We start from the raw sequence: 19,998 nt of genomic DNA on the forward strand, positions 1-19,998 counted from the left end.
CCTACTCCTCGTCGACGTCGACCCAGTCCAGCGTGCGTTCGACCGCCTTGCGCCACCCGGCGTACCCGGTCTCGCGCTGTTCCTCGGTCCACGTCGGCTCCCAGCGCTGCGACTCCTGCCAGTTGGCGCGCAGCTCCTCGGTGTCCTGCCAGAAGCCGGTGGCCAGACCTGCAGCGTAGGCGGCCCCCAGCGCGGTCGTCTCGGCGACCACCGGCCGTGAGACGGGGACGCCCAGAATGTCCGCTTGCAGCTGCATGCAGAGCTTGTTGGCGGTCACGCCGCCGTCGACCTTGAGGACCGAGAGCTCCATCGGGACGCCCGCCGCATCGGTGTCGGCGGTCATGGCGTCCGCGACGTCGCGGGTCTGGTAGCAGATGGCCTCGAGGGTGGCGCGGGCCAGGTGGGCGTTGGTGTTGAAGCGGCTCATCCCGACGATGGCCCCGCGGGCGTCGGGGCGCCAGTAGGGGGCGAACAGCCCGGAGAAGGCGGGCACGAAGTACAGGCCGCCGCTGTCCTGCACCTGGCCGGCCAGGCGCTCGACGTCCCCCGCCCCGGAGATGATGCCGAGCTGGTCGCGCAGCCACTGGACCGCCGACCCGGTCACGGCGATCGAGCCTTCGAGGGCGTAGACCGGCTTGGCGTCACCGAGCTGGTAGGCGACCGTCGTGAGCAGCCCGGACTCGCTGCGCACGATCTGCTCGCCGGTGTTGAGGACCATGAAGTTGCCGGTGCCGTAGGTGTTCTTGGCCTCGCCCGGGCGGAAGCAGACCTGCCCGACCGTCGCGGCGTGCTGGTCGCCGAGCGCGCCCGCGAGCGCCACCTCGCCCCCGAGGGGGCCGCCGGGGCGCGTGGTGCCGTAGAGCGCGGGGTCGGAGCTGGGCCGGATCGTGGGGAGCATCGACCGGGGGATGCCGAAGAAGCCGAGGAGCTCGTCGTCCCAGTCGAGCGTGCGCAGGTCCATGAGCATGGTGCGGCTCGCGTTGGTCACGTCCGTGACGTGCACGCCACCGTCGGTGCCCCCGGTGAGGTTCCAGAGCAGCCACGTGTCGATGGTGCCGAACAGCAGGTCGCCGTCCTCGGCGGCCCGGCGCGCCCCGTCGACGTTCTCGAGGATCCACTGGACCTTCCCGCCGGCGAAGTAGGCGGCGGGGGGCAGGCCGGTGCGCTCCCGGATGACCTCGCCGCGCCCGTCCTGGTCCAGGGCCCGGGCGATCCGGTCGGTCCGGGTGTCCTGCCAGACGATCGCGTTGTGGACCGGGCGGCCGGTGTGGCGGTTCCAGACGACCGTCGTCTCGCGCTGGTTGGTGATGCCGATGGCGGCGAGGTCCTGCGGCTGGAGGTCGAGCCGGGCCAGGGTCGAGGCGATGACCGTCTGCGTGCGCTCCCAGATCTCCAGCGGGCTGTGCTCGACCCAGCCGGACCGCGGCAGGACCTGCTCGTGCTCGAGCTGGCGGCGGCCGACCTCGGCGCCGTCGTGGTCGAACACCATGAACCGCGTGCTCGTCGTGCCCTGGTCCACCGCGCCAACGAAATCGGCCATGGAGGGACCCTACTCAGGGCGGCCTCGGGCGCGTCGAGAGGGCAGGACATGCTGATGGAACTCGGGCTCCGCCAGCATGTCCTGCCCTCTCGACCCGGCGAGGGGCGCCGGATCAGGCCTGGGGGGCGGGCTCGACGAGGTCGGGGCGGCCGGGCTGCTCGCCACCGCGGGCGTCGAGGTAGCTCTGCTTCGGCACCATGACCTTGCGCCGGAAGACGCAGACGAGTGCGCCGTCCTGGTTGTAGCCCTTGGTCTCGACGTGGACGACACCCCGGTCGTCCTTGCTCGTCGACTCCCACTTGTCGAGGACCTCGGTCTGGCCGTAGATCGTGTCGCCGTGGAAGGTCGGCGCGACGTGGCGCAGGCTCTCGACCTCGAGGTTCGCGATGGCCTTGCCCGAGACGTCCGGCACCGACATGCCCAGCAGCAACGAGTAGACGTAGTTGCCCACGACCACGTTCTTCCGGAACTGGGTGGTGTTCTCCGCGTAGTTGGCGTCGAGGTGGAGCGGGTGGTGGTTCATGGTCAGCAGGCAGAACAGGTGGTCGTCGTACTCGGTCACCGTCTTGCCCGGCCAGTGCTTGTACACCGCGCCGACCTCGAACTCCTCGTAGCTGCGTCCGAACTGCATGCGCCCCATCGTGCCGGGTCGGGTTGGGCGACGACACCGGTATGCCGCGTGCGTTGGCTCACAGCCTTCGAAAGACTGCTCCTGACTTTGTCGAGACCACCGTGCGGTCCGCGTCATGGGGGTGTCGAGGCCGCCGTGGCCCCGGCGGCAGAACCCGCACCAGCCTGAGAGGGAACCATCATGAAGTACGTCATCCTCATCCACAGCAACCCCCAGCCCTGGGGCCACCCGACGAGCGACCATCTCCCCGAGTACCAGCACCTGTCGGAGGCCGAGCGCCGACAGCAGAACGACGACTTCGACGCCCTGCTGCAGGACCTGTCGGCCAGTGGCGAGCTCGTGGGCGGCCAAGCGCTGGGCAGCCCGCACGACGCCCGGCTCTTCCGCTGGGAGGGCGGGCGCCGCAAGGTCATGGACGGCCCGTACGCCGAGACCGTCGAGCACTTCGCGGGCTTCTTCCTGCTCGACGTCGCGAGCCAGGAGCGGGCCGAGGAGGTCGCCGCGCAGTTCTCCGGGCCGGGGGAGACGGTGGAGCTGCGCCCGCTCCACGGCTGACGCGTGGGCGCCACGGTGGGGTGACCCGGGCCGCCCCGGCGCCACCCCTACGCTTGGGCCCGTGCGCATCGACCTCCACACCCACTCCTCCGCGAGTGACGGCACCGAGCCGGCCGAGGTCGTCGTCGCACAGGCGGCGCGGACCGGGCTCGACGTGGTGGCGCTGACCGACCACGACACGTATGCCGGGTGGCCGGCCGCGCAGGCCGCGGCCCGCGAGCTGGGCGTCGGGTTCGTGCCCGGTGTCGAGGTCTCCTGCTCGCACCGAGGGATCAGCGTCCACCTGCTCGGCTACCTCGTGGACCCGCAGTTCGCACCGCTGGCCGCCGAGCTCGACAAGGCCCGCGAGTCGAGGGTGCGGCGCGCGGAGCGGATGGTGGCGCGGATGGCCGCCGACGGCATACCGGTCACGATGGAGGCGGTCCGGGCCCAGGCGCAGGAGGGCACCACGCTCGGGCGGCCACACATCGCCGACGCGCTCGTCGCGGTCGGCTACGTGCCCACCCGCGACGCGGCCTTCACCGACGTCCTGCGCAACGGCAGCCCCTACTACGTCTCGCACTACGCGCCCAGCCCGGTGCTCGCGGTGGAGCTCGTCCGAGCGGCCGGTGGCGTGCCCGTCATGGCGCACCCGTTCGCCTCCGCGCGAGGCTGGACCGTCGACGACGACGTCATCGCCGCGATGGCGCACGCCGGCCTGGCCGGGCTCGAGGCGGAGCACCGCGACCACACCGACGCGCAGCGCGACCACGCCCGGGCGCTTGCGGTGGAGCTGGGGCTGTTCACCACCGGCGCCAGCGACTACCACGGCGCGGGCAAGCGCAACCGGCTCGGCGAGAACACCACCAGCCAGGAGGTGCTCGCCGAGATCGAGCGACAGGCCACGAGCGGCGTGGCGGTGGTGCGGGCGTGAGCACCCTGCTCGACCCCCAGGTGTTCGGCTCGGTGTTCGTGACCCTGCTGGTCATCATGGACCCGCCCGGCGCGCTGCCGATCTTCCTGGCCCTCACCGGCTCCCTGACCCAGCGCCAGAAGGTGGCCGCGGCGCGGCGCGCCAGCCTGGTCGCGCTCGGCGTCATCGCAGCGTTCGCGGTGTTCGGCCAGCAGATCCTCAACTACCTGCACATCTCGCTGCCCGCGCTGCAGGGCGCGGGCGGGCTCCTGCTGCTGCTCGTCGCGCTGCAGCTGCTGACCGGCTCCGAGCAGGAGCAGCACGCCGACGCCGGGGTCAACGTCGCCCTCGTCCCGCTGGGCACCCCGCTGCTCGCCGGACCGGGGGCCATCGTCGCGACCATGCTCGCCGTGCAGGGCTCCACCCGGCCGGGGGAGTACATCGCGGTGGGCGCCGCGCTGGTCGCCGTGCTCGTCGTCGTGTGGCTGTTCCTGCGCTTCGCCGGCCAGATCCACCGGGTGCTCAAGGACAGCGGCACCGTGCTGCTGACCCGCATCGCCGGTCTGCTCCTGTCGGCCATCGCGGTGCAGATGGTGGCCGACAGCATCCGCGCCTTTGTCAGCGGTACGTCCTAGGTTGGGCGGCGTGGGAGCAGCAGGGGCCGGCAGGGCAGCCGGTGCACCAGTCGTGACCGGCGCGTTCGAGCAGGGCGAGCTCGCCGGTATGCCGCGGCGCCTCTTCCGCGCCAGCCCCAGCAAGCTGCTGGCGTGGGTGGACTGCCCCCGCCGGTACCGCATGCAGTACCTCGACCGCCCCGCCCCGCCGCCCCGGCCGCAGCGCGCCCACACCTCGCTGGGCGTCGCCGTGCACAACGCCCTGCGCGACTGGTGGGACCTGCCCGGCGAGCGACGCACGCCGGCCGCCGGTGCCGAGCTGGTCGGCACGTCGTGGATCGACATGGGCTTCCGCGACGCCGACCACTCCCGGCAGTGGCGCGAGCGCTCGCAGGGCCACGTGACCGACTACCTCGGCGACGTCGACCCCGCCACCCAGCCGCTGGGCATCGAGCGCACCGTCTCGTTCAAGACGGAGCAGCTTGCCCTGTCCGGTCGCATCGACCGGCTCGACGACCGCGGCGACGGGCTGGCGGTCGTCGACTACAAGACGAGCCGGGTCGCCCCGACCGACGACGACGCCCGCACCTCCCTGCCGCTCGCCCTCTACGCCGCCGCGGCCTGGAAGATGTTCCGCCGTCGCTGCGTCCGGGTCGAGCTGCACCACGTGCCCTCGGGCACCGTCGCGAGCCACGAGCACACGCCCGAGTCCCTCCAGCGCAAGCTCGCCGAGGCCGAGTCGATCGCGGCCGACGCCCGCCGCGCCGAGGACGACTACGCCCAGTTCGGCGTCGACTCCGGGCGGTTCCCGGCGCGGGTCGGGCCGCTGTGCCAGTGGTGCGACTTCCGGCGGCACTGCCCGGCCGGCCAGGCTTTCGGCCCGGAGAAGTCCGACTGGGCGGCCCTGGAGGACCCGGTCCCCGCGACCTGACAGACTGGGCCGCGAGCCGGCATACCGACCGTCCCGCACGAAAGGCCAGCACGTGGCGAGCAAGCGCACCAGGCCGGCCACGGTCGTCTCCGTGGCCAACCAGAAGGGCGGGGTCGCCAAGACGACCTCGGTCGCCTCGTTGGGCGCGGCGTTCGCGGAACAGGGCAAGCGGGTGCTGCTCGTGGACCTCGACGCCCAGGCCTGCCTCACCTTCAGCCTCGGGGTCGACCCCGACGAGGTGGAGGGGTCGGTCAACGAGGTCCTGCTCGGCACGGCGGGGATCGCCGACGTGCGGATCGCGTGCGAGGACGGCGTCGACCTCGTGCCGAGCGTCATCGACCTCGCGGGGGCGGAGGCGCAGCTGCTGCCCCGCCCGGGGCGCGAGTACATCCTGCGCGGCGTGCTCGAGGACGTCCGCGCCGAGTACGACGTGATCCTGCTCGACTGCTCGCCGAGCCTCGGCGTACTCACGCTCAACGCCCTGACGGCCTCCCAGGGCCTCGTCATCCCGATGCCGTGCGAGATGCTGAGCCACCGCGGTGTCGGTCAGCTGCTCGACACCGTCGCCGACGTGCAGAAGATCCTCAACAAGGACCTGCGCGTGCTCGGGATCCTGCCCACGCTCTTCGACGGCCGGAGCAACCACGCCCGCGAGGTGCTCGCCGACGTGGGGGAGCGCTACGACCTGCCCGTGCTCGACCCGCCGATCCCGAAGACCGTGCGGTTCGCCGAGGCGCCCGCGGTCGGCCGCTCGATCCTCGCGACGTCCCGTACCTCCAAGGGCGCGAACGCCTACCGCGAGGTCGCCGCAGCCCTCGCGAAGCAGCTCTGACCCGGCGGTCACCCAGCCGTGACCGCGCTGTGGCGCCGGCCACGGCGGCCGCGGTTGCGGAATAGCGGCACCTGTCGCGTCCTTGTCACCAGATGGTGCCCCTTCCCCCGACCGGGCACCTTCCCGACCCGAGGAGTGACATGACGACCACCACCCCTGCCCTGGCCATGCCGTCCGCCGACGGCCGGTTCGAGACGACGACGGTGGAGCGGCGTGACCTGCGTGCCGACGACGTCCGCATCGACATCAAGTTCGCCGGTATCTGCCACAGCGACATCCACACCGTCCGCGGCGAGTGGGGCGACACGACCTACCCGCTCACCCCCGGCCACGAGATCGCCGGTGTCGTGAGCGAGGTCGGGCCCGAGGTGACCAGCTTCAAGGTCGGCGACCGCGTCGGCGTCGGCTGCATGGTCGACTCGTGCGGCGAGTGCGCCCAGTGCAAGGCCGGCCACGAGAACTTCTGCGCGAAGAAGACCGTCTTCACCTACGGCGACACCGACGTCGACGGCACCACGACCCAGGGCGGCTACAGCCAGCAGGTCGTGGTGACCGAGCGCTTCGTCGTGCGCATCCCCGACGGCCTCGACCTCGACAAGGCCGCCCCGCTGCTGTGCGCGGGCATCACCCTCTACACCCCGCTCAAGCGCTGGCTCGACCACGCCGGCCCCGACGCCAAGGTCGCGATCGTGGGCATGGGCGGCCTCGGCCACATGGGCGTCAAGATCGCCTCCGCGATGGGGGCCGACGTCACCGTGCTGAGCCAGGGCCTGTCCAAGCAGGAGGACGGCCGGCGCTTCGGTGCCCGCGACTACCGCGCGACGAGCGACGCCAAGACCTTCGAGGACCTCGCGGGGGCGTTCGACGTGATCATCTCGACGATCAGCGCCGACCTCGACCTGCCGCAGTACCTCTCGCTGCTCAAGCCGTTCGGCACGTTCGTCACCGTCGGCCTGCCGCCGAGCCCGCAGCAGCTGCCCTTCGGCGCGCTGATCAACGGTGACAAGACCGTCGCCGGCTCGAACATCGGCGGCATCGCGCTCACCCAGGAGATGCTCGACTTCTGCGCCGAGCACGGCATCGCCGCCGAGATCGAGACGATCGGTGCGGACCAGGTCGACGAGGCCTACGACCGGGTCGTGAAGTCCGACGTGCGGTACCGCTTCGTCATCGACACCGCGACCATCGGGGCCTGACCCCGGGGCAGCGCAGACAGCAAGGAGGGCCGGCGTCGTCGACGCCGGCCCTCCTTGCTGTACCCGGGTGGTGCACCCGATGGGGACCCCTCAGCCCTGGGTGGTCTCGCCCGCGGGCTTGCCGCCCTGGGTGCGCCGGCGGTTGCGGTTGCGGCGCGGACGAGCCGAGGCCGCGTCGTCGCCCTCGGCGCGCTGCTCGGAGCCGCCACGACCGCCGTCGCGGCCGCCGTCCCGACCCCCGGCCTGACCACGACCGCGAGCTCCGTCGCGGCTGCCGCCCTGCGGGCGGCCTCCGTCACGGCCGCCGCCCTGCGGCCGCCGGCCGCCGGACTTGCCGGTCTCACCGAGGTCCTCGAGGACCTCGGCCCCGAGCCCGGCCCGGGTCTGCTGGGCCCGGGGCAGCCTGCCCTTGGCCCCGCGCGGGATGTTGAGCTGCTCGAAGAGGTGGTCCGAGGACGAGTACGTCTCCTCGGGCTCGGGGATGCCGAGGTCGAGGGTCTTGTTGATGAGTCCCCAACGGGGCATGTCGTCCCAGTCGACGAAGGTGACCGCGATGCCGGTGTTGCCGGCCCGCGCGGTGCGGCCGATCCGGTGCAGGTAGGTCTTCTCGTCCTCGGGGCACTGGTAGTTGATGACGTGCGTGACGTTGTCGACGTCGATGCCGCGGGCGGCGACGTCGGTGGCGACGAGGATGTCGACCTTGCCGTTGCGGAAGGCGCGCAGCGCCTGCTCGCGGGCGCCCTGCCCGAGGTCGCCGTGGATGGCGGCGGCGGCGAACCCGCGGTCGACCAGCTCGTCGGCGACCTTGGCCGCCGTGCGCTTGGTGCGGCTGAAGATGATCGTGAGCCCGCGGCCCTCGGCCTGGAGCATGCGGGCGAGCATCTCGACCTTGTCCATGGCGTGGGCGCGGTAGACGAACTGCTCGACGGCCTTGACCGTGTGGGCGTTCTCCTGGTCGTCACCCATGGCGCGGATGTGCGTCGGCTGGCTCATGTAGCGCCGGGCCAGGGCCACGACGGCACCCGGCATGGTGGCCGAGAACAACATGGTCTGGCGCGACCCGGGGGTCATCGCGAGCAGCTTCTCGACGTCGGGCAGGAAGCCCAGGTCGAGCATCTCGTCGGCCTCGTCGAGGACGACGGACTTCACGTGCGACAGGTCGAGGTGGCCCTGCTTGGCCAGGTCGATGAGCCGCCCGGGGGTGCCGACGACGATCTCGACGCCCTTGGTCAGGGCGTCGATCTGCGGCTCGTAGGCGCGGCCGCCGTAGACGGTGAGGACCCGGATGCCGCGGCGCCTGCCGGCCTTCTCCAGGTCGCCCGCCACCTGCACGGCGAGCTCGCGGGTCGGCGCCACGGCCAGGGCCTGGGGCTTGCCGGCGTACGCGTAGTCGTCCCAGCCGGCGTCGCCGCGGGCGATGGTGCGGTTCAGCATCGGGACGCCGAAGCCGAGCGTCTTGCCGGTGCCGGTCTTGGCCTGGCCGATGATGTCGTGGCCCGCCAGGGCGACCGGCAGGGTCATCGCCTGGATGGGGAACGGGCTCATGATGCCCGCGTCGGCGAGCGAGGCGACGATGTCGGGGTGCACGTCGAAGTCGGCGAAGCTGAGCTCGGCGGGCACAGGGGTGCTCGTGGGGGTCTCGGTCATGGAGTTCTCTCGATCGGGCGCCGCCGCGTCGGTGGCGCGCGCTGTGGGCCGATCGGAGGTCTTCAGTGGGGGCGCGGACGTCGATCCGCGGCAGATTCGTGCCGACCGGGCACCGTTTGACCCCTTCACTGTACCGGGGCAGGGTGCGGCACCCCAATCGCCGGGCCGCACCGGGGGACGTGGGGGCTGCAGCAGGGGGGCCCGAACGACCGCAGGGGGGAAGGGCGCCGGTGACGGGCCGACCCGCTTGTAGGGTGAGCGCCATGACGCAGCAGGACTGGCTCGCCGACCCGCTCTACCGCGACGCCGTGGCCGACCTGCTCGGTGTCCTGGCGTACGGCGAGCTCACCGCGTTCGTGCGGCTCGCCGGGGACGCGGAGATGTCCCCGACACAGCCGCTCAAGGCCTCGGTGGCCTCGCTGGCGGTGGCGGAGTTCCGTCACTACGAGATGCTCGTCTCCCGGATGGCCGACATGGGCATCGACTCGGAGCAGTCGATGGCGCCGTTCATCGCGCCGATCGACGCCTTCCACGAGCGCACGCGGCCGAGCACGTGGCTCGAGGGCCTGGTCAAGGCGTACGTCGGGGACGGGATCGCGACCGACTTCTACCGGGAGATCGCCGCGTACGTGGACCCGTCCACGCAGGAGCTGGTGCACTCCGCCATGGCGGACGTCGGGCAGGCGGACTTCGTGGTCAAGGTGGTCCGCGAGGCGATCAAGGACGACCCGAAGGTGGCGGGCCGGCTCGCGCTGTGGGGCCGCAGGCTCGTCGGCGAGGCACTGTCGCAGGCCCAGCAGGTCGCAGTCGAGCGGGACGCGCTGGCGTCGCTGCTCGTCGGCGGCGTGGGGTCCGACCGACCCAGCGCCGACCTCGCCGAGCTGGGCCGCATGTTCGCGCGGCTCACCGACGAGCACACCCGCCGGATGGGACGCCTCGGCCTCGCCGCCTGACGTCCCCCGGAGCGGGCCTCGCGCGTCCCGGACCCCTGGACATGACGAAGGGCCCGGTCCACGCGGACCGGGCCCTTCGTGTGCGTCTCGGGTCAGACCGTCCTGCGCCGCCCGGTCATGGCGACGTAGATGGCGATGAGCACCGCCGCGACGATGATGCTGATGATCCAGCGCAACCAGTCGATGCCGCTGGTCGACTCGACCCCGAGCAACCCTGCCAGCCAGTAGCCGATCAGGACCCCGACGATGCCGAGGATGACCGTGATGAGCACGCCGACCGGCTGACGGCCTGGCATGAACAGCCGCGCCAGAGCCCCGATGATGGCTCCCGCGATGATCAGACCGATGATCTCCATCCCACTGTTCCTCTCTCCAGGGGCCGCTGAGGCCCGTCCGCCCCTACTCGACCACGGATGGGCCGGGTTCGCACGCCACCGCGCCCGGTGGCGGCGTCACGCAGTGGTGACGATGAGGGAGGAAAGCTGCAGGTCAGCGCGGTCGAGGCGGTCAGGGGCCGGACGCGTGCGGACGACCTCAGATGTTGCCGAAGCCGACTCCGCGCCGCTCGGACTCGCCGATCTGGACGTAGCCGAGGACGCCGGCCGGAACCAGGACCTGGCGGCCCTTCTCACCGGTGAGGGTGAGGGGCGAGCCGTTCTCGATGGCGGCGGTGACGGCCTTGACCACCTCGTCGGGGCTGGCGTCGGTCTCGAAGGTGATCTCGCGGGCGACGTTCTGGACGCCGATCTTGACCTCCACGTGAGGTCCTCTCTCTCGAAACGGGGGCACCCGGCATACCTGCGCGCGTGCGTGCTGCTGCCCAACCTAACGGCCGCCACGGGCCGAACCTTCCCCGGCCGGGCGCCGGGGCGCTCGTGTTCGCTCAGGGCGTCGCGATGGGCGGAGCGGTGGCTGAGCGGTGGGCCGTGCGCCCGGCTCAGGTCGTCTCGGCGTCGACCTTCGGGAACGAGCCGAGGCCGCGCCACGCGAGCGAGCCGACCAGGCGGGCGGCCTCGTCCTTGGGGACGTCGTTGCCCTGGGCGAGCCAGTGGCGGGCGGACACCTGGGCCAGGCCGGTGAGCGCCATGCCGAGCAGGGAGGCGTCCTCCTCGTTCAGCCCGGTGTCCTCGGCGATGACCTCGGCGACGGCCTCGGCGCAGACCAGGCCGACGGCGTCGAGCCGGTTGCGGACGGCGGACTCGTTGGTCAGGTCGGACTCGAAGATGAGCCGGAAGGCTGCTCCGTCGCGCGACACGAAGTCGAAGTAGGCCGCGATCGAGGCGTAGACCCGCTCCTTGTTGTCGTGGGTCGACGCCAGCGCCTGTCGCACGAGCTGCTCGAGGGCCTCGGAGTGCTTGTCGAGCAGGGCGAGGTAGAGCTCGAGCTTGCCGGGGAAGTGCTGGTAGAGGACCGGCTTGGAGACACCGGCGCGCTCGGCGATGTCGTCCATGGCCGCCGCGTGGTAGCCGGACTCGACGAACGCCGCCTGCGCGGCCTCGAGCAGCTGTGCGCGACGGGCGGAACGGGGCATGCGCTGGCCGGGCTGGCGGGTGCCGGTGCGCTGCTCTGCGCTGAGCGACATTCGGGTGTCTCCGATCGAGGTGTCGCAGCCGGGCTGCGGGGTCGTGCACATCGTACGCACGGGTAACCGCACCGTCGCCGGGCGCGGGTACTGTGCGAGGCATGGGCATCCCCCCGCTCGTGTCGCCGGGCCCGGAGCTGACCGCGGAGCAGAAGGCCCGGTACGCCCGGCACATCCTGCTCCCGCAGATCGGTCTCGAGGGCCAGCGCCGGCTCGCGAACGCCCGCGTGCTCGTGGTCGGCGCCGGGGGGCTCGGCTCTCCGGCCCTGCTCTACCTCGCGGCGGCCGGGGTCGGGACGATCGGCGTCGTCGACGACGACGTGGTGGACGCCTCGAACCTCCAGCGCCAGGTGGTGCACGGCGTCGCCGACGTGGGCCGGCCCAAGACCGAGTCGGCGGCCGAGACCGTGGCGTCGGTGAACCCGCTCGTCGAGGTCGTGCGCCACGACGTGCGGCTCGACTCCTCCAACGCGCTGGAGATCCTCGCCGACTATGACGTCGTGCTCGACGGCGCCGACAACTTCCCGACGCGCTACCTCGTCAACGACGCCTGCGTCCTGCTCGGGCTGCCCCACGTGTGGGGCTCGATCTACCGGTTCGACGGCCAGGTGTCGGTGTGGTTCGCCGGGGTGGGGCCGTGCTACCGCTGCGTCTTCCCCGACCCGCCGCCGCCCGACGCCGTGCCCTCGTGCGCGACGGGCGGGGTCCTGGGGGTGCTGTGCGCGTCGATCGGGTCGGTCCAGGTCGCCGAGGCGGTCAAGCTGATCACCGGCGAGGGTGAGCCGCTCGTGGGACGCCTGCTCGTGCACGACTCCCTGCGCCAGACCTGGGACACCCTGACGGTGCGGCCCGACCCGCGCTGCCCCGTCTGCGGCGAGGACCCCACGGTGACGGCGCTCGTGGACTACGAGCAGTTCTGCGCGGTGCGTGGCCCCGGTGCCGGTGCGTATGCCGGGGGCGCCGGGCCCGCCGGCGCTGCGGCCGGCGGCGACGCGGGCTCGGAGGCCGCCCCCGCGGCATACGAGGAGGTCTCGGCGACCGACCTGGCCCGGATGCTGGAGGAGCGCGGGCGGGGTGAACGGGAGTTCGAGCTCGTCGACGTGCGCGAGCCGGGCGAGCGCGAGGTCGTGGCGATCCCGGGCGCCAGGGCACTGCACCTGGACCGGTTCCGCGACGGGGAGGCGGCCGGTGAGCTGCCCGAGGGCGTGCCGGTGGTCGTGATGTGCAAGTCCGGTGTGCGGTCGGCCGAGGCGGCCGGGCTGCTCGCTGCGACCGGCCGTGGCGACGTCGCCAACCTCAGCGGCGGGGTCCTGGCGTGGGTGCATGACGTCGACCCGAGCCTGCCGGTCTACTGACCGCCGTGGGGACGCAGGAGACGCCGTGGTGACACGGGAGACGCCGTGGTGACACGGGAGACGCCGTGGTGACGCAGGAGAGGGACTTCGGGCTGCCGAGCGAGTTCGCCGACGACGTGCTCGACCTCGTCGACCGGATCCCCGAGGGCAAGGTCGCGACGTACGGCGACCTGGCCGAGATCCTGGGTCGCGGGGGTGCCCGTGGGGTCGGGTCGGTGATGGCGCGGTACGGCTCGGACGTGCCGTGGTGGCGTGTGATCCGGTCCGGCGGGTACCCGCCGCAGGGGCTGGAGGACGAGGCGGTCGCCCGGTGGCGCGAGGAGTCGACCCCGCTGGTCGGCGGCCCGCTCGGCCGGAGGGTGGACATGGCGCGCGGCCGCTGGGAGGGCCCGGGGTCGTGACCGGCGCGGGACCCGAGCCCGGAGCACGCACGTCTGCTCACACACCTGCGTCCCACTGCGCGCAGAGCAGATCCGTGCGCGGCGCGACGCTCGTCTGCGCACAGACGAGCGTCACGAGGGGCGAGGCGCGTCGGGTGCGGGCGGTGTCGGCGCGAGATGGTGGGATGAGGGTGTGCTGACGCTGCGACGCGCCCCCGGGCTCGTGGTCGACCCGCCTGCCCTCGACGAGGTGCAGCAGGCGGTCGTCGACCACCGGGGCAGCGTGCTGCGCGTGCTCGGCGGCCCGGGCACCGGCAAGACGACGACGGCCGTGGAGGTCGTCGTCGACCGGGTCGAGCGCGACGGCCTCGCGCCCGACCAGTGCCTGCTGCTCACGTCCTCGCGCGTGGCCGCCGGCGACCTGCGCCAGCGCGTCACGGCCCGCCTCGGCCGCACGTCGACGGAGCCGCTGGCCCGGACCCACCAGGCGTTCGGGTTCGGCATCCTGCGCCAGGCCGCGGCGTTGCGCGGTGACCCCGCGCCGCGGCTGCTCAGCGGTCCCGAGCAGGACGTCACCCTGCGTGAGCTCCTCGCCGGCCACGCCTCGGGCGAGACCCGGGGACCGAGGTGGCCCGAGCGGGTGCGGGAGGCCCTGTCCACCAAGGGTTTCCGCGGCGAGCTGCGCGACCTGCTCATGCGGGCGGTGGAGCACGACCTGGAGCCCGCGGACCTGCGCCGGCTGGGGGAGCAGCACGACCGGCCCGAGTGGGTCGCCGCCGCCGACGTGCTCGCGGAGTACGACGAGGTGACGGCCCTGTCCGCCCCGGGTGCCTACGACCCGGCCTGGATCCTCGGCTCGGCCGCCGACCTGCTCGAGGAGGACCCCGAGGCGATGGCCCGCGTCCGCGACGGGCTGCGGCTCGTCGTCGTCGACGACGCCCAGGAGCTGACCGCTGCGGCCGTCCGGCTGCTGCGCACGGTCCTCGCCCCCGGCATCGACCTCGTCCTGCTCGGCGACACCGACACGGCGGTGCAGACCTTCCGGGGGGCGGACCCGCGCTTCCTCGCCGACCGCTGGCACGGGCTGGGCGACGGGCCCACGCTCGTGCTGCCCACGGCACACCGCCTCCCGGCGGCCGTGCACGCCGCTGCGGCCCGGGTGGCCCCCAAGATCGGGGCCCTGGGGGGTGGCGCCCAGCGCCAGACGCGGCCCGGGCGCCCCGGCGGCGCCGTCGACGTCCACCTGGTGCGGGCGGTGAGCCAGGAGGCGAGTCTCGTGGCGGGCGAGCTGCGGCAGGCCCACCTGCGCGACGGGGTGCCGTGGTCGCAGATGGCGGTGGTCGTGCGCGGCCAGGGCCGCACGGCCACGTTGCGCCGGGTGCTGATGGCGGCCGGCGTGCCCGTGGCGGGCAGCGCCACCGACCTGCCGGTGCGGGACGAGGTGGCGGTGCGTCCCCTGCTCGCCCTGCTGCGCGTGGTCCTCGAGCTGGCCCAGGGCGAGGCTGACGTCGTGTCGCCGCAGGTGGCCGTCGACCTGCTCACGTCCCCGCTCGGCGGCGCCGACGCCGTGAGCCTGCGCCGCCTGCGGCGCGCCCTGCGCCGCGAGGAGCTCGCCGCCGGCGGCAGCCGGACGAGCGACGAGCTGCTCGCCCAGGCCCTCGTGACGCCGGGGTCGATGCAGGAGCTCGGCGTCGAGGCCAACCCGGCCCGCCGGGTCGCGACGATGCTGCGCGCGGGGCTCGAGGCGGCCAGGCCGAGTGCCGAGCCGGGCCGGCGCTGGGAGCAGGGGGTCACCGCCGAGACCGTCCTCTGGAGCATGTGGTCCTCCGTGCGCCTCGGCCAGGAGTGGCGGGCCGCGGCGCTCGGCAACGGGCCGGGCGCGGCCCGCGCCGACCGCGACCTCGATGCCGTCGTGGGTCTCTTCGACGCCGCCGCCCGGTTCACCGACCGGCTGCCCCTGTCCGGCCCGGGCGAGTTCCTCACCCACGTCGAGAGCCAGGACATCCCCGGGGACACCCTCGTGGCGAGGTCGCCCGCCGACGAGTCCGTCGTCGTGACCACCCCGCAGGCAGCGGCCGGCAACGAGTGGCGCCTCGTCGTCGTCGCCGGGGTGCAGGAAGGGGTCTGGCCCGACCTGCGCCTGCGGGGGTCGCTGCTGGGCTCCGAGCAGCTCGTCGACGTCGTGTCGGGCCGCGACCCGGGGTTCCGGGCGGCCCAGGCGGCCGTCCGGTACGACGAGACCCGGCTGTTCCTCGTGGCGCTCACCCGGGCCAGTGAGCGGGTCGTCGTGACGGCCGTGCGCAGCGAGGAGGACCAGCCCTCGGTCTACCTCGACGTCGTCGACCCGGGCACGGTCGAGCGCCTCGGCGACCGCCCCTTCACCGACGTCTCGCGCACGATGACGCTGCCCACCCTCGTCGGCGAGCTCCGGCGCCAGCTCGTCGACGGGCGAGCCCCCGAGCGCGCCACCGCCGTGGCGGCGCTGGCCCGGCTCGCCGACGCGCGCGTCCCGGGTGCAGACCCGTCGCAGTGGTGGGTCCTGCGGTCGCTCAGCGACGACCGCCCGCTGAGGGAGGCGGACCAGGAGGTCCGGGTCTCGCCGAGCAAGGTCGAGTCCTTCGGTCAGTGCGGCCTGCGCTGGCTGCTCAGCTCGGTGGGCGGCGACGGCCCCCGGGTGGGCGCGGCCGACATCGGCACCCTCGTCCACGACATCGCCGCCGACCTCGGCGACGTCGACGCCGCGACGATGGCCGCCGAGGTGGATGCCCGCTGGGCCCGGCTGGGGATGCCGCAGGGCTGGGTGTCGGACCGCAAGCGCGCCGAGGCGCACGAGATGGTCACGCGGCTCGGGGGCTACTTCGCCGAGGCGCAGGGCAAGGGCTGGACCAAGGTCGGCGCCGAGGTGGCGATGAAGGTCACCCTCGGCCGGGCCGTCGTGAGCGGCCGCGTGGACCGGCTCGAGCGCGGAGCCGAGGGGCTCCGGGTGGTCGACTACAAGACCGGCAGCAGCAAGCCGAAGGCCGACGACCTCGACACCCACCCGCAGCTCGGGGTCTACCAGCTGGCCGTGGAGCGGGGCGCGTTCGGCGAGGGCGAGCGCTCGGCCGGTGCCGCGCTCCTCCAGATCGGCAAGGCCGCGGGCAAGAAGCACCAGGTGCAGCCGCAGGGCGCGCTCGCGGAGGCGGACGACCCGGACTGGGCCGGCCGGCTGGTGGCCGAGACGGCCGAGGGCATGTCCGGCGCGGGCTTCCTGGCGCAGGTCGGCGACCACTGCAAGCTCTGCGCGGTCAAGGCGTCGTGCCCCGCCCAGCCCGAGGGGAGGGTGCTGTGACCGAGCAGGTGACGCTCGCGGGCGACGTCTCCCCGGCGGACCGCACGCCCCGGCACACCGCGGTGTCGCTGGCCGACGCGCTGGAGCTGCCCCGGCCGACCCGCCAGCAGGCCGCTGTGATCGAGGCCGACCCCGACCAGCCCCTGCTCGTGGTCGCCGGTGCCGGCTCGGGCAAGACCGAGACGATGACGAGCCGCGTCGTCTACCTCGTGGCCAACGGGTACGTCGACCCCGACCAGGTCCTCGGGCTCACCTTCACCCGCAAGGCGGCGACCGAGCTCGCCGAGCGGATCGGCCTGCGGCTGCGCCAGCTCGAGGCCAAGGGCGTCTGGACCCCCGCCGACACCGACGACGAGACCGGCGCCGAGGTGCTCGGCGGCACCCCGACCGTCTCCACCTACCACTCCTACGCCGGCCGGCTCGTGCGCGAGCACGCGCTGCGGCTGGGGTACGAGAGCGAGTCCCGGCTGCTGTCCGAGGCGGCCGCCTGGCAGTACGCCGCCGAGGTCGTCGCCGCCTACGACGGTCCCATGGACGACGTCACCGGTGCGGAGGCCACGGTCGTGGGCGCCGTCGTCGACCTGGCCGGCGAGCTCGCCGAGCACCTGCGCACCCCCGGTGAGGTCGCGGCATACATCGCGCGCATCGAGGAGGCCCTCGCCGCCCTGCCCTCGGGGTCGAGCCGGTCCCCGGGCCTGCTGAAGCACGGTCGGGACCTGGTGGCCAACCTGCGCGCCCGCGCCGGCGTGCTGCCCATCGTCGAGCGGTACCTCGCGCTGAAGAAGTCGCGCGACGCCATGGACTTCGCCGACCAGATGGCGCTCGCGGCCACGCTGGCCCGCACGTTCGACGACATCGGCGCGATCGAGCGGCAGCGGTTCCGGGTGGTGCTGCTCGACGAGTTCCAGGACACCTCCGACGCCCAGCTCCAGCTCCTGCGGGCGCTGTTCGCGGCGCCCGGCGAGCCTGTGCGCGTCACGGCGGTGGGCGACCCCAACCAGTCGATCTACGGCTGGCGCGGGGCCAGCGCGACCACCCTGTCGGCGTTCCGCCAGGCGTTCAGCACCGGGGGCGAGCCGGTGCCGAGGGTGCCGCTCACCACCAGCTGGCGCAACGACCGGCTCGTGCTCGACGTCGCCAACCGCGTGGCGGGCCCGCTGCGCGACACCTCGAGCGTGCAGGTCGAGGCGCTGGACGCGCGCCCCGGCGCCGGGCCCGGGCGGGTCGACGTGGCCCGCGTGGAGACCGTCCGGGACGAGGCGGCCCTCGTCGCCCAGTGGCTCGGCGAGCAGCGCCGCACGGGGGCGAAGTCCTTCGCCGTCCTGTGCCGCAAGCGGTCGCTCTTCGCACCGGTCATCGACGCTCTGGAGCGGGCCGAGCTGCCGTACGAGGTGGTGGGTCTCGGCGGCCTGCTGCTGACCCCCGAGGTCGAGGACATCACCGCCCTGCTGCACGTCGTCCACGACCCGACCCGGGGCGACCAGCTGGTGCGGCTGCTCACCGGCCCGCTGTGCCGGCTCGGGGCGGCCGACCTCGACGGGCTCATGGCCTGGGCCCGCCACCAGCAGGAGGTCCGGCTCGGCCACGGCCGGCCCGAGCAGGAGGCGGCCGACGCCGACGCCGCGGGCGGCGAGGCCCCCGAGCTCGGTGACGGGGACGCGGAGGTGGTGGGGTCGAGCGGGGTGCGCGACCAGTCGCCCGACAGCTCCGACACGGCGAGCATCGTCGAGGCCGTCGACGACCTGCCCCGCCCGGGCTGGCAGAGCTGGGACGGCAGGCGGATCAGCGACACGGCGCTCGCCCGGCTCCACGGGCTGCAGCAGACGATCCGCCGGATGCGCGGGCTCACCGCCCTGCCGCTCGCCGACCTCGTCGGCGAGGCCGAGCGCGCCCTCGGCCTCGACATCGAGGTGCTCGCCCGGCCCGGGTACACCCCCAGCGTCGCGCGCGCCCACCTCGACGCGTTCGCCGACGTGGCGGCCACCTTCTCGGTCAGCGCCGACCGGCCCAACCTTGGTGGGTTCCTGGCGTGGCTGAGGGCAGCGCTCGACGAGGAGCGCGGCCTGGACAAGGGCTACGTCGAGCCGAAGGAGGGCGCCGTCCAGGTGCTCACCGTCCACGCGGCCAAGGGGCTGGAGTGGGACGCCGTGGCCGTCCCGGGCCTGGTGGAGGGCACCTTCCCGGACCTGTCGTACACCGTGAGCTCGGTGAAGAACGGCGAGTGGGCCTGCAGCACCCCCAAGAACAGGGGCTGGACGGGCGGCCTGTCCGGTGGCGGCATCCCGTACGCGCTGCGCGGCGACAGCGCCGGCCTGCCGGTGCTGGACTGGGCCGGCGCCACCGACACCAAGGACCTGGAGACGCGGATCGAGCAGTTCGTCCTGCGCGGCGGCGAGCACGCCATGGGCGAGGAGCGGCGGCTCGCGTACGTCGCGTTCACCCGCGCCAAGCGGGCGATGCTGCTCAGCGCGCACGTCTGGGGCGAGCCCAAGTCTCCACGGGTCACGTCCCGCTTCCTGCTCGACGTGGTCGACGGCCCGGACGGCGAGGACCTCCCCGAGGTGCGGCGGCTCGCGTGGGTGGCTCTGCCGCCCACCGACGACCCCGCCGCCGTGGTCAACCCGCTCGAGGCCGAGCAGCGGGTCGTGCAGTGGCCGGCCGACCTGCTCGCGGAGCGCCGGGCGGCGGTGGAGCGGGCGGCCGGGGCGGTGCGCGAGGCCATCGAGGCGTATGCCGATGGCACGCCACCGGACCCGGAGGCGCCGGCCCAGCGGGTGCTGCCGTTGCCCGGTGAGCGCGTCCCCGTGCTGGAGGAGGTCGACCTCCTGCTCGCCGAGCGGCGTCGGCTGTCCGAACGTCGTGACATCACGGTCCTGCTGCCGCGCCACCTGTCGGCCTCGGCCGTGGTCGCGCTGGCCACCGACCCCGAGCGGTTCGCCGCGTCGCTGCGCCGCCCGATGCCCGAGGCGCCGGCGCTCGCGGCCCGGCGCGGGACGGCGTTCCACGCCTGGATCGAGCAGCACTACGCCAGGGCGGCGATGGTCGACCTGCTCGAGCTGCCCGGGAGCGCCGACGAGGACCCGGCCGACGACGCGGAGCTGCCGGCCATGAAGGAACGCTTCCTCGCCAGCGAGTGGGCACAGCGCGCCCCGGTCGAGATCGAGATCGCGGTCGAGACGGTGCTCGACGGGATCGCCGTCCGCGGTCGGATCGACGCCGTCTTCCCCCGCCCCGGTGGCGGGTTCACGGTCGTGGACTGGAAGACCGGGCGCAAGCCCTCCGGTGAGGTGGCGCGCATCCGGGCGCTGCAGCTCGCGGCCTACCGCGTCGCCTACGCGCGGCTGCGCGGACTCGACGTGGACGACGTCGACGCGGCCTTCTACTACGCCGGGACGGGCGAGACGGTGTGGCCCGAGCTGCCCGACGAGGCCGAGCTCCTCGCGCTGCTCGCGTCGGTCCCTGACTAGGTCAGACTCACCGCTCCGGCAGCGGGGACTCGCCGCTCCGGCGGCGGGGACTCGCCGTCCCAGCCGGCGGACCCGGCGCCCAGCCTCCGGAA

At 73.7% G+C, this 19,998-nt stretch carries 17 protein-coding genes; 11 read left to right on the forward strand and 6 right to left on the reverse strand.

The window, feature by feature from the left end; genetic code table 11:
* Position 1: 1 nt before the first annotated feature.
* Entirely contained in the window at positions 2–1,540 is a 1,539-nt protein-coding gene (gene glpK / locus ACYVDO_RS11195) for a glycerol kinase GlpK (protein WP_460935810.1), read from the reverse strand.
* A gap of 112 nt (positions 1,541–1,652) precedes the next feature.
* The gene (locus ACYVDO_RS11200; protein ID WP_460935812.1) at positions 1,653–2,171 is read right to left on the reverse strand and encodes a MaoC family dehydratase; all 519 of its coding nucleotides are present in this window, start codon (positions 2,169–2,171) and stop codon (positions 1,653–1,655) included.
* Between the two features lie 180 nt (positions 2,172–2,351).
* Between ACYVDO_RS11200 and ACYVDO_RS11205 the strand changes: the two genes are divergently transcribed.
* From ACYVDO_RS11205 to ACYVDO_RS11230, 6 genes are all read left to right on the forward strand, one after another.
* Entirely contained in the window at positions 2,352–2,726 is a 375-nt protein-coding gene (locus tag ACYVDO_RS11205; RefSeq protein WP_460935814.1) for a YciI family protein, read from the forward strand.
* A 61-nt stretch (positions 2,727–2,787) separates the two neighbouring features.
* A complete protein-coding gene (locus tag ACYVDO_RS11210; RefSeq protein WP_460935816.1) occupies positions 2,788–3,639 on the forward strand; it encodes a PHP domain-containing protein in 852 nt (283 codons plus the stop codon).
* Entirely contained in the window at positions 3,636–4,253 is a 618-nt protein-coding gene (locus tag ACYVDO_RS11215) for a MarC family protein (RefSeq protein WP_460935818.1), read from the forward strand. The genes ACYVDO_RS11210 and ACYVDO_RS11215 overlap by 4 nt, the downstream gene beginning before the upstream one ends.
* Positions 4,254–4,263: 10 nt before the next feature.
* On the forward strand, positions 4,264–5,163 hold the full coding sequence (locus ACYVDO_RS11220) for a RecB family exonuclease (RefSeq protein WP_460935820.1): 900 nt from the start codon (positions 4,264–4,266) through the stop codon (positions 5,161–5,163).
* A 52-nt stretch (positions 5,164–5,215) separates the two neighbouring features.
* A complete protein-coding gene (locus tag ACYVDO_RS11225; RefSeq protein WP_460935822.1) occupies positions 5,216–5,995 on the forward strand; it encodes a ParA family protein in 780 nt (259 codons plus the stop codon).
* Positions 5,996–6,135: 140 nt separating this feature from the next.
* Positions 6,136–7,191 carry an NAD(P)-dependent alcohol dehydrogenase gene (locus ACYVDO_RS11230; RefSeq protein WP_460935824.1) on the forward strand — a complete coding sequence of 352 codons (1,056 nt, stop codon included), beginning with the start codon at positions 6,136–6,138 and terminating at the stop codon, positions 7,189–7,191.
* Positions 7,192–7,281: 90 nt separating this feature from the next.
* Here the strand turns inward: ACYVDO_RS11230 and ACYVDO_RS11235 are convergent, their stop codons facing one another.
* The gene (locus ACYVDO_RS11235) at positions 7,282–8,838 is read right to left on the reverse strand and encodes a DEAD/DEAH box helicase (protein WP_460935826.1); all 1,557 of its coding nucleotides are present in this window, start codon (positions 8,836–8,838) and stop codon (positions 7,282–7,284) included.
* Positions 8,839–9,101: 263 nt separating this feature from the next.
* Between ACYVDO_RS11235 and ACYVDO_RS11240 the strand changes: the two genes are divergently transcribed.
* Complete coding sequence (locus tag ACYVDO_RS11240; RefSeq protein ID WP_460935828.1) at positions 9,102–9,791, forward strand: ferritin-like fold-containing protein; 690 nt, start codon at positions 9,102–9,104, stop codon at positions 9,789–9,791.
* Positions 9,792–9,883: 92 nt separating this feature from the next.
* Here the strand turns inward: ACYVDO_RS11240 and ACYVDO_RS11245 are convergent, their stop codons facing one another.
* From ACYVDO_RS11245 to ACYVDO_RS11255, 3 genes are all read right to left on the reverse strand, one after another.
* Positions 9,884–10,147 (reverse strand): GlsB/YeaQ/YmgE family stress response membrane protein, encoded by a 264-nt coding sequence (locus ACYVDO_RS11245; protein WP_460935830.1) that lies wholly within the window; start codon positions 10,145–10,147, stop codon positions 9,884–9,886.
* A gap of 178 nt (positions 10,148–10,325) precedes the next feature.
* The gene (locus ACYVDO_RS11250) at positions 10,326–10,550 is read right to left on the reverse strand and encodes a DUF3107 domain-containing protein (protein ID WP_460935832.1); all 225 of its coding nucleotides are present in this window, start codon (positions 10,548–10,550) and stop codon (positions 10,326–10,328) included.
* 178 nt (positions 10,551–10,728) lie between these two features.
* Positions 10,729–11,373, reverse strand: a complete 645-nt coding sequence (locus ACYVDO_RS11255) for a TetR/AcrR family transcriptional regulator (protein ID WP_460935834.1) — start codon at positions 11,371–11,373, stop codon at positions 10,729–10,731.
* A 101-nt stretch (positions 11,374–11,474) separates the two neighbouring features.
* Here ACYVDO_RS11255 and moeB point away from each other — a divergent pair, with 101 nt between their 5' ends.
* From moeB to ACYVDO_RS11275, 4 genes are all read left to right on the forward strand, one after another.
* Positions 11,475–12,728 carry a molybdopterin-synthase adenylyltransferase MoeB gene (moeB, locus tag ACYVDO_RS11260; protein ID WP_460935836.1) on the forward strand — a complete coding sequence of 418 codons (1,254 nt, stop codon included), beginning with the start codon at positions 11,475–11,477 and terminating at the stop codon, positions 12,726–12,728.
* Between the two features lie 68 nt (positions 12,729–12,796).
* A complete protein-coding gene (locus ACYVDO_RS11265) occupies positions 12,797–13,129 on the forward strand; it encodes an MGMT family protein (RefSeq protein WP_460935838.1) in 333 nt (110 codons plus the stop codon).
* A gap of 172 nt (positions 13,130–13,301) precedes the next feature.
* Positions 13,302–16,439 carry an ATP-dependent helicase gene (locus tag ACYVDO_RS11270; protein ID WP_460935840.1) on the forward strand — a complete coding sequence of 1,046 codons (3,138 nt, stop codon included), beginning with the start codon at positions 13,302–13,304 and terminating at the stop codon, positions 16,437–16,439.
* The gene (locus ACYVDO_RS11275; RefSeq protein ID WP_460935842.1) at positions 16,436–19,906 is read left to right on the forward strand and encodes an ATP-dependent helicase; all 3,471 of its coding nucleotides are present in this window, start codon (positions 16,436–16,438) and stop codon (positions 19,904–19,906) included. Before ACYVDO_RS11270 ends, ACYVDO_RS11275 begins: the two co-directional genes overlap by 4 nt.
* Positions 19,907–19,998 lie beyond the last annotated feature (92 nt).

It is taken from the genome of Phycicoccus ginsengisoli (genome assembly GCF_054779295.1).

What these genes read in the sequence shown, in the direction of transcription:
- glpK (WP_460935810.1), bottom strand. Translation starts at nt 1,540, where the DNA reads ATGGCCGATTTCGTTGGCGCGGTGGACCAGGGCACGACGAGCACGCGG.
- ACYVDO_RS11200 (WP_460935812.1), bottom strand. Translation starts at nt 2,171, where the DNA reads ATGCAGTTCGGACGCAGCTACGAGGAGTTCGAGGTCGGCGCGGTGTAC.
- ACYVDO_RS11205 (WP_460935814.1), top strand. Translation starts at nt 2,352, where the DNA reads ATGAAGTACGTCATCCTCATCCACAGCAACCCCCAGCCCTGGGGCCAC.
- ACYVDO_RS11230 (WP_460935824.1), top strand. Translation starts at nt 6,136, where the DNA reads ATGACGACCACCACCCCTGCCCTGGCCATGCCGTCCGCCGACGGCCGG.
- ACYVDO_RS11235 (WP_460935826.1), bottom strand. Translation starts at nt 8,838, where the DNA reads ATGACCGAGACCCCCACGAGCACCCCTGTGCCCGCCGAGCTCAGCTTC.
- ACYVDO_RS11240 (WP_460935828.1), top strand. Translation starts at nt 9,102, where the DNA reads ATGACGCAGCAGGACTGGCTCGCCGACCCGCTCTACCGCGACGCCGTG.
- ACYVDO_RS11245 (WP_460935830.1), bottom strand. Translation starts at nt 10,147, where the DNA reads ATGGAGATCATCGGTCTGATCATCGCGGGAGCCATCATCGGGGCTCTG.
- ACYVDO_RS11255 (WP_460935834.1), bottom strand. Translation starts at nt 11,373, where the DNA reads ATGTCGCTCAGCGCAGAGCAGCGCACCGGCACCCGCCAGCCCGGCCAG.
- moeB (WP_460935836.1), top strand. Translation starts at nt 11,475, where the DNA reads ATGGGCATCCCCCCGCTCGTGTCGCCGGGCCCGGAGCTGACCGCGGAG.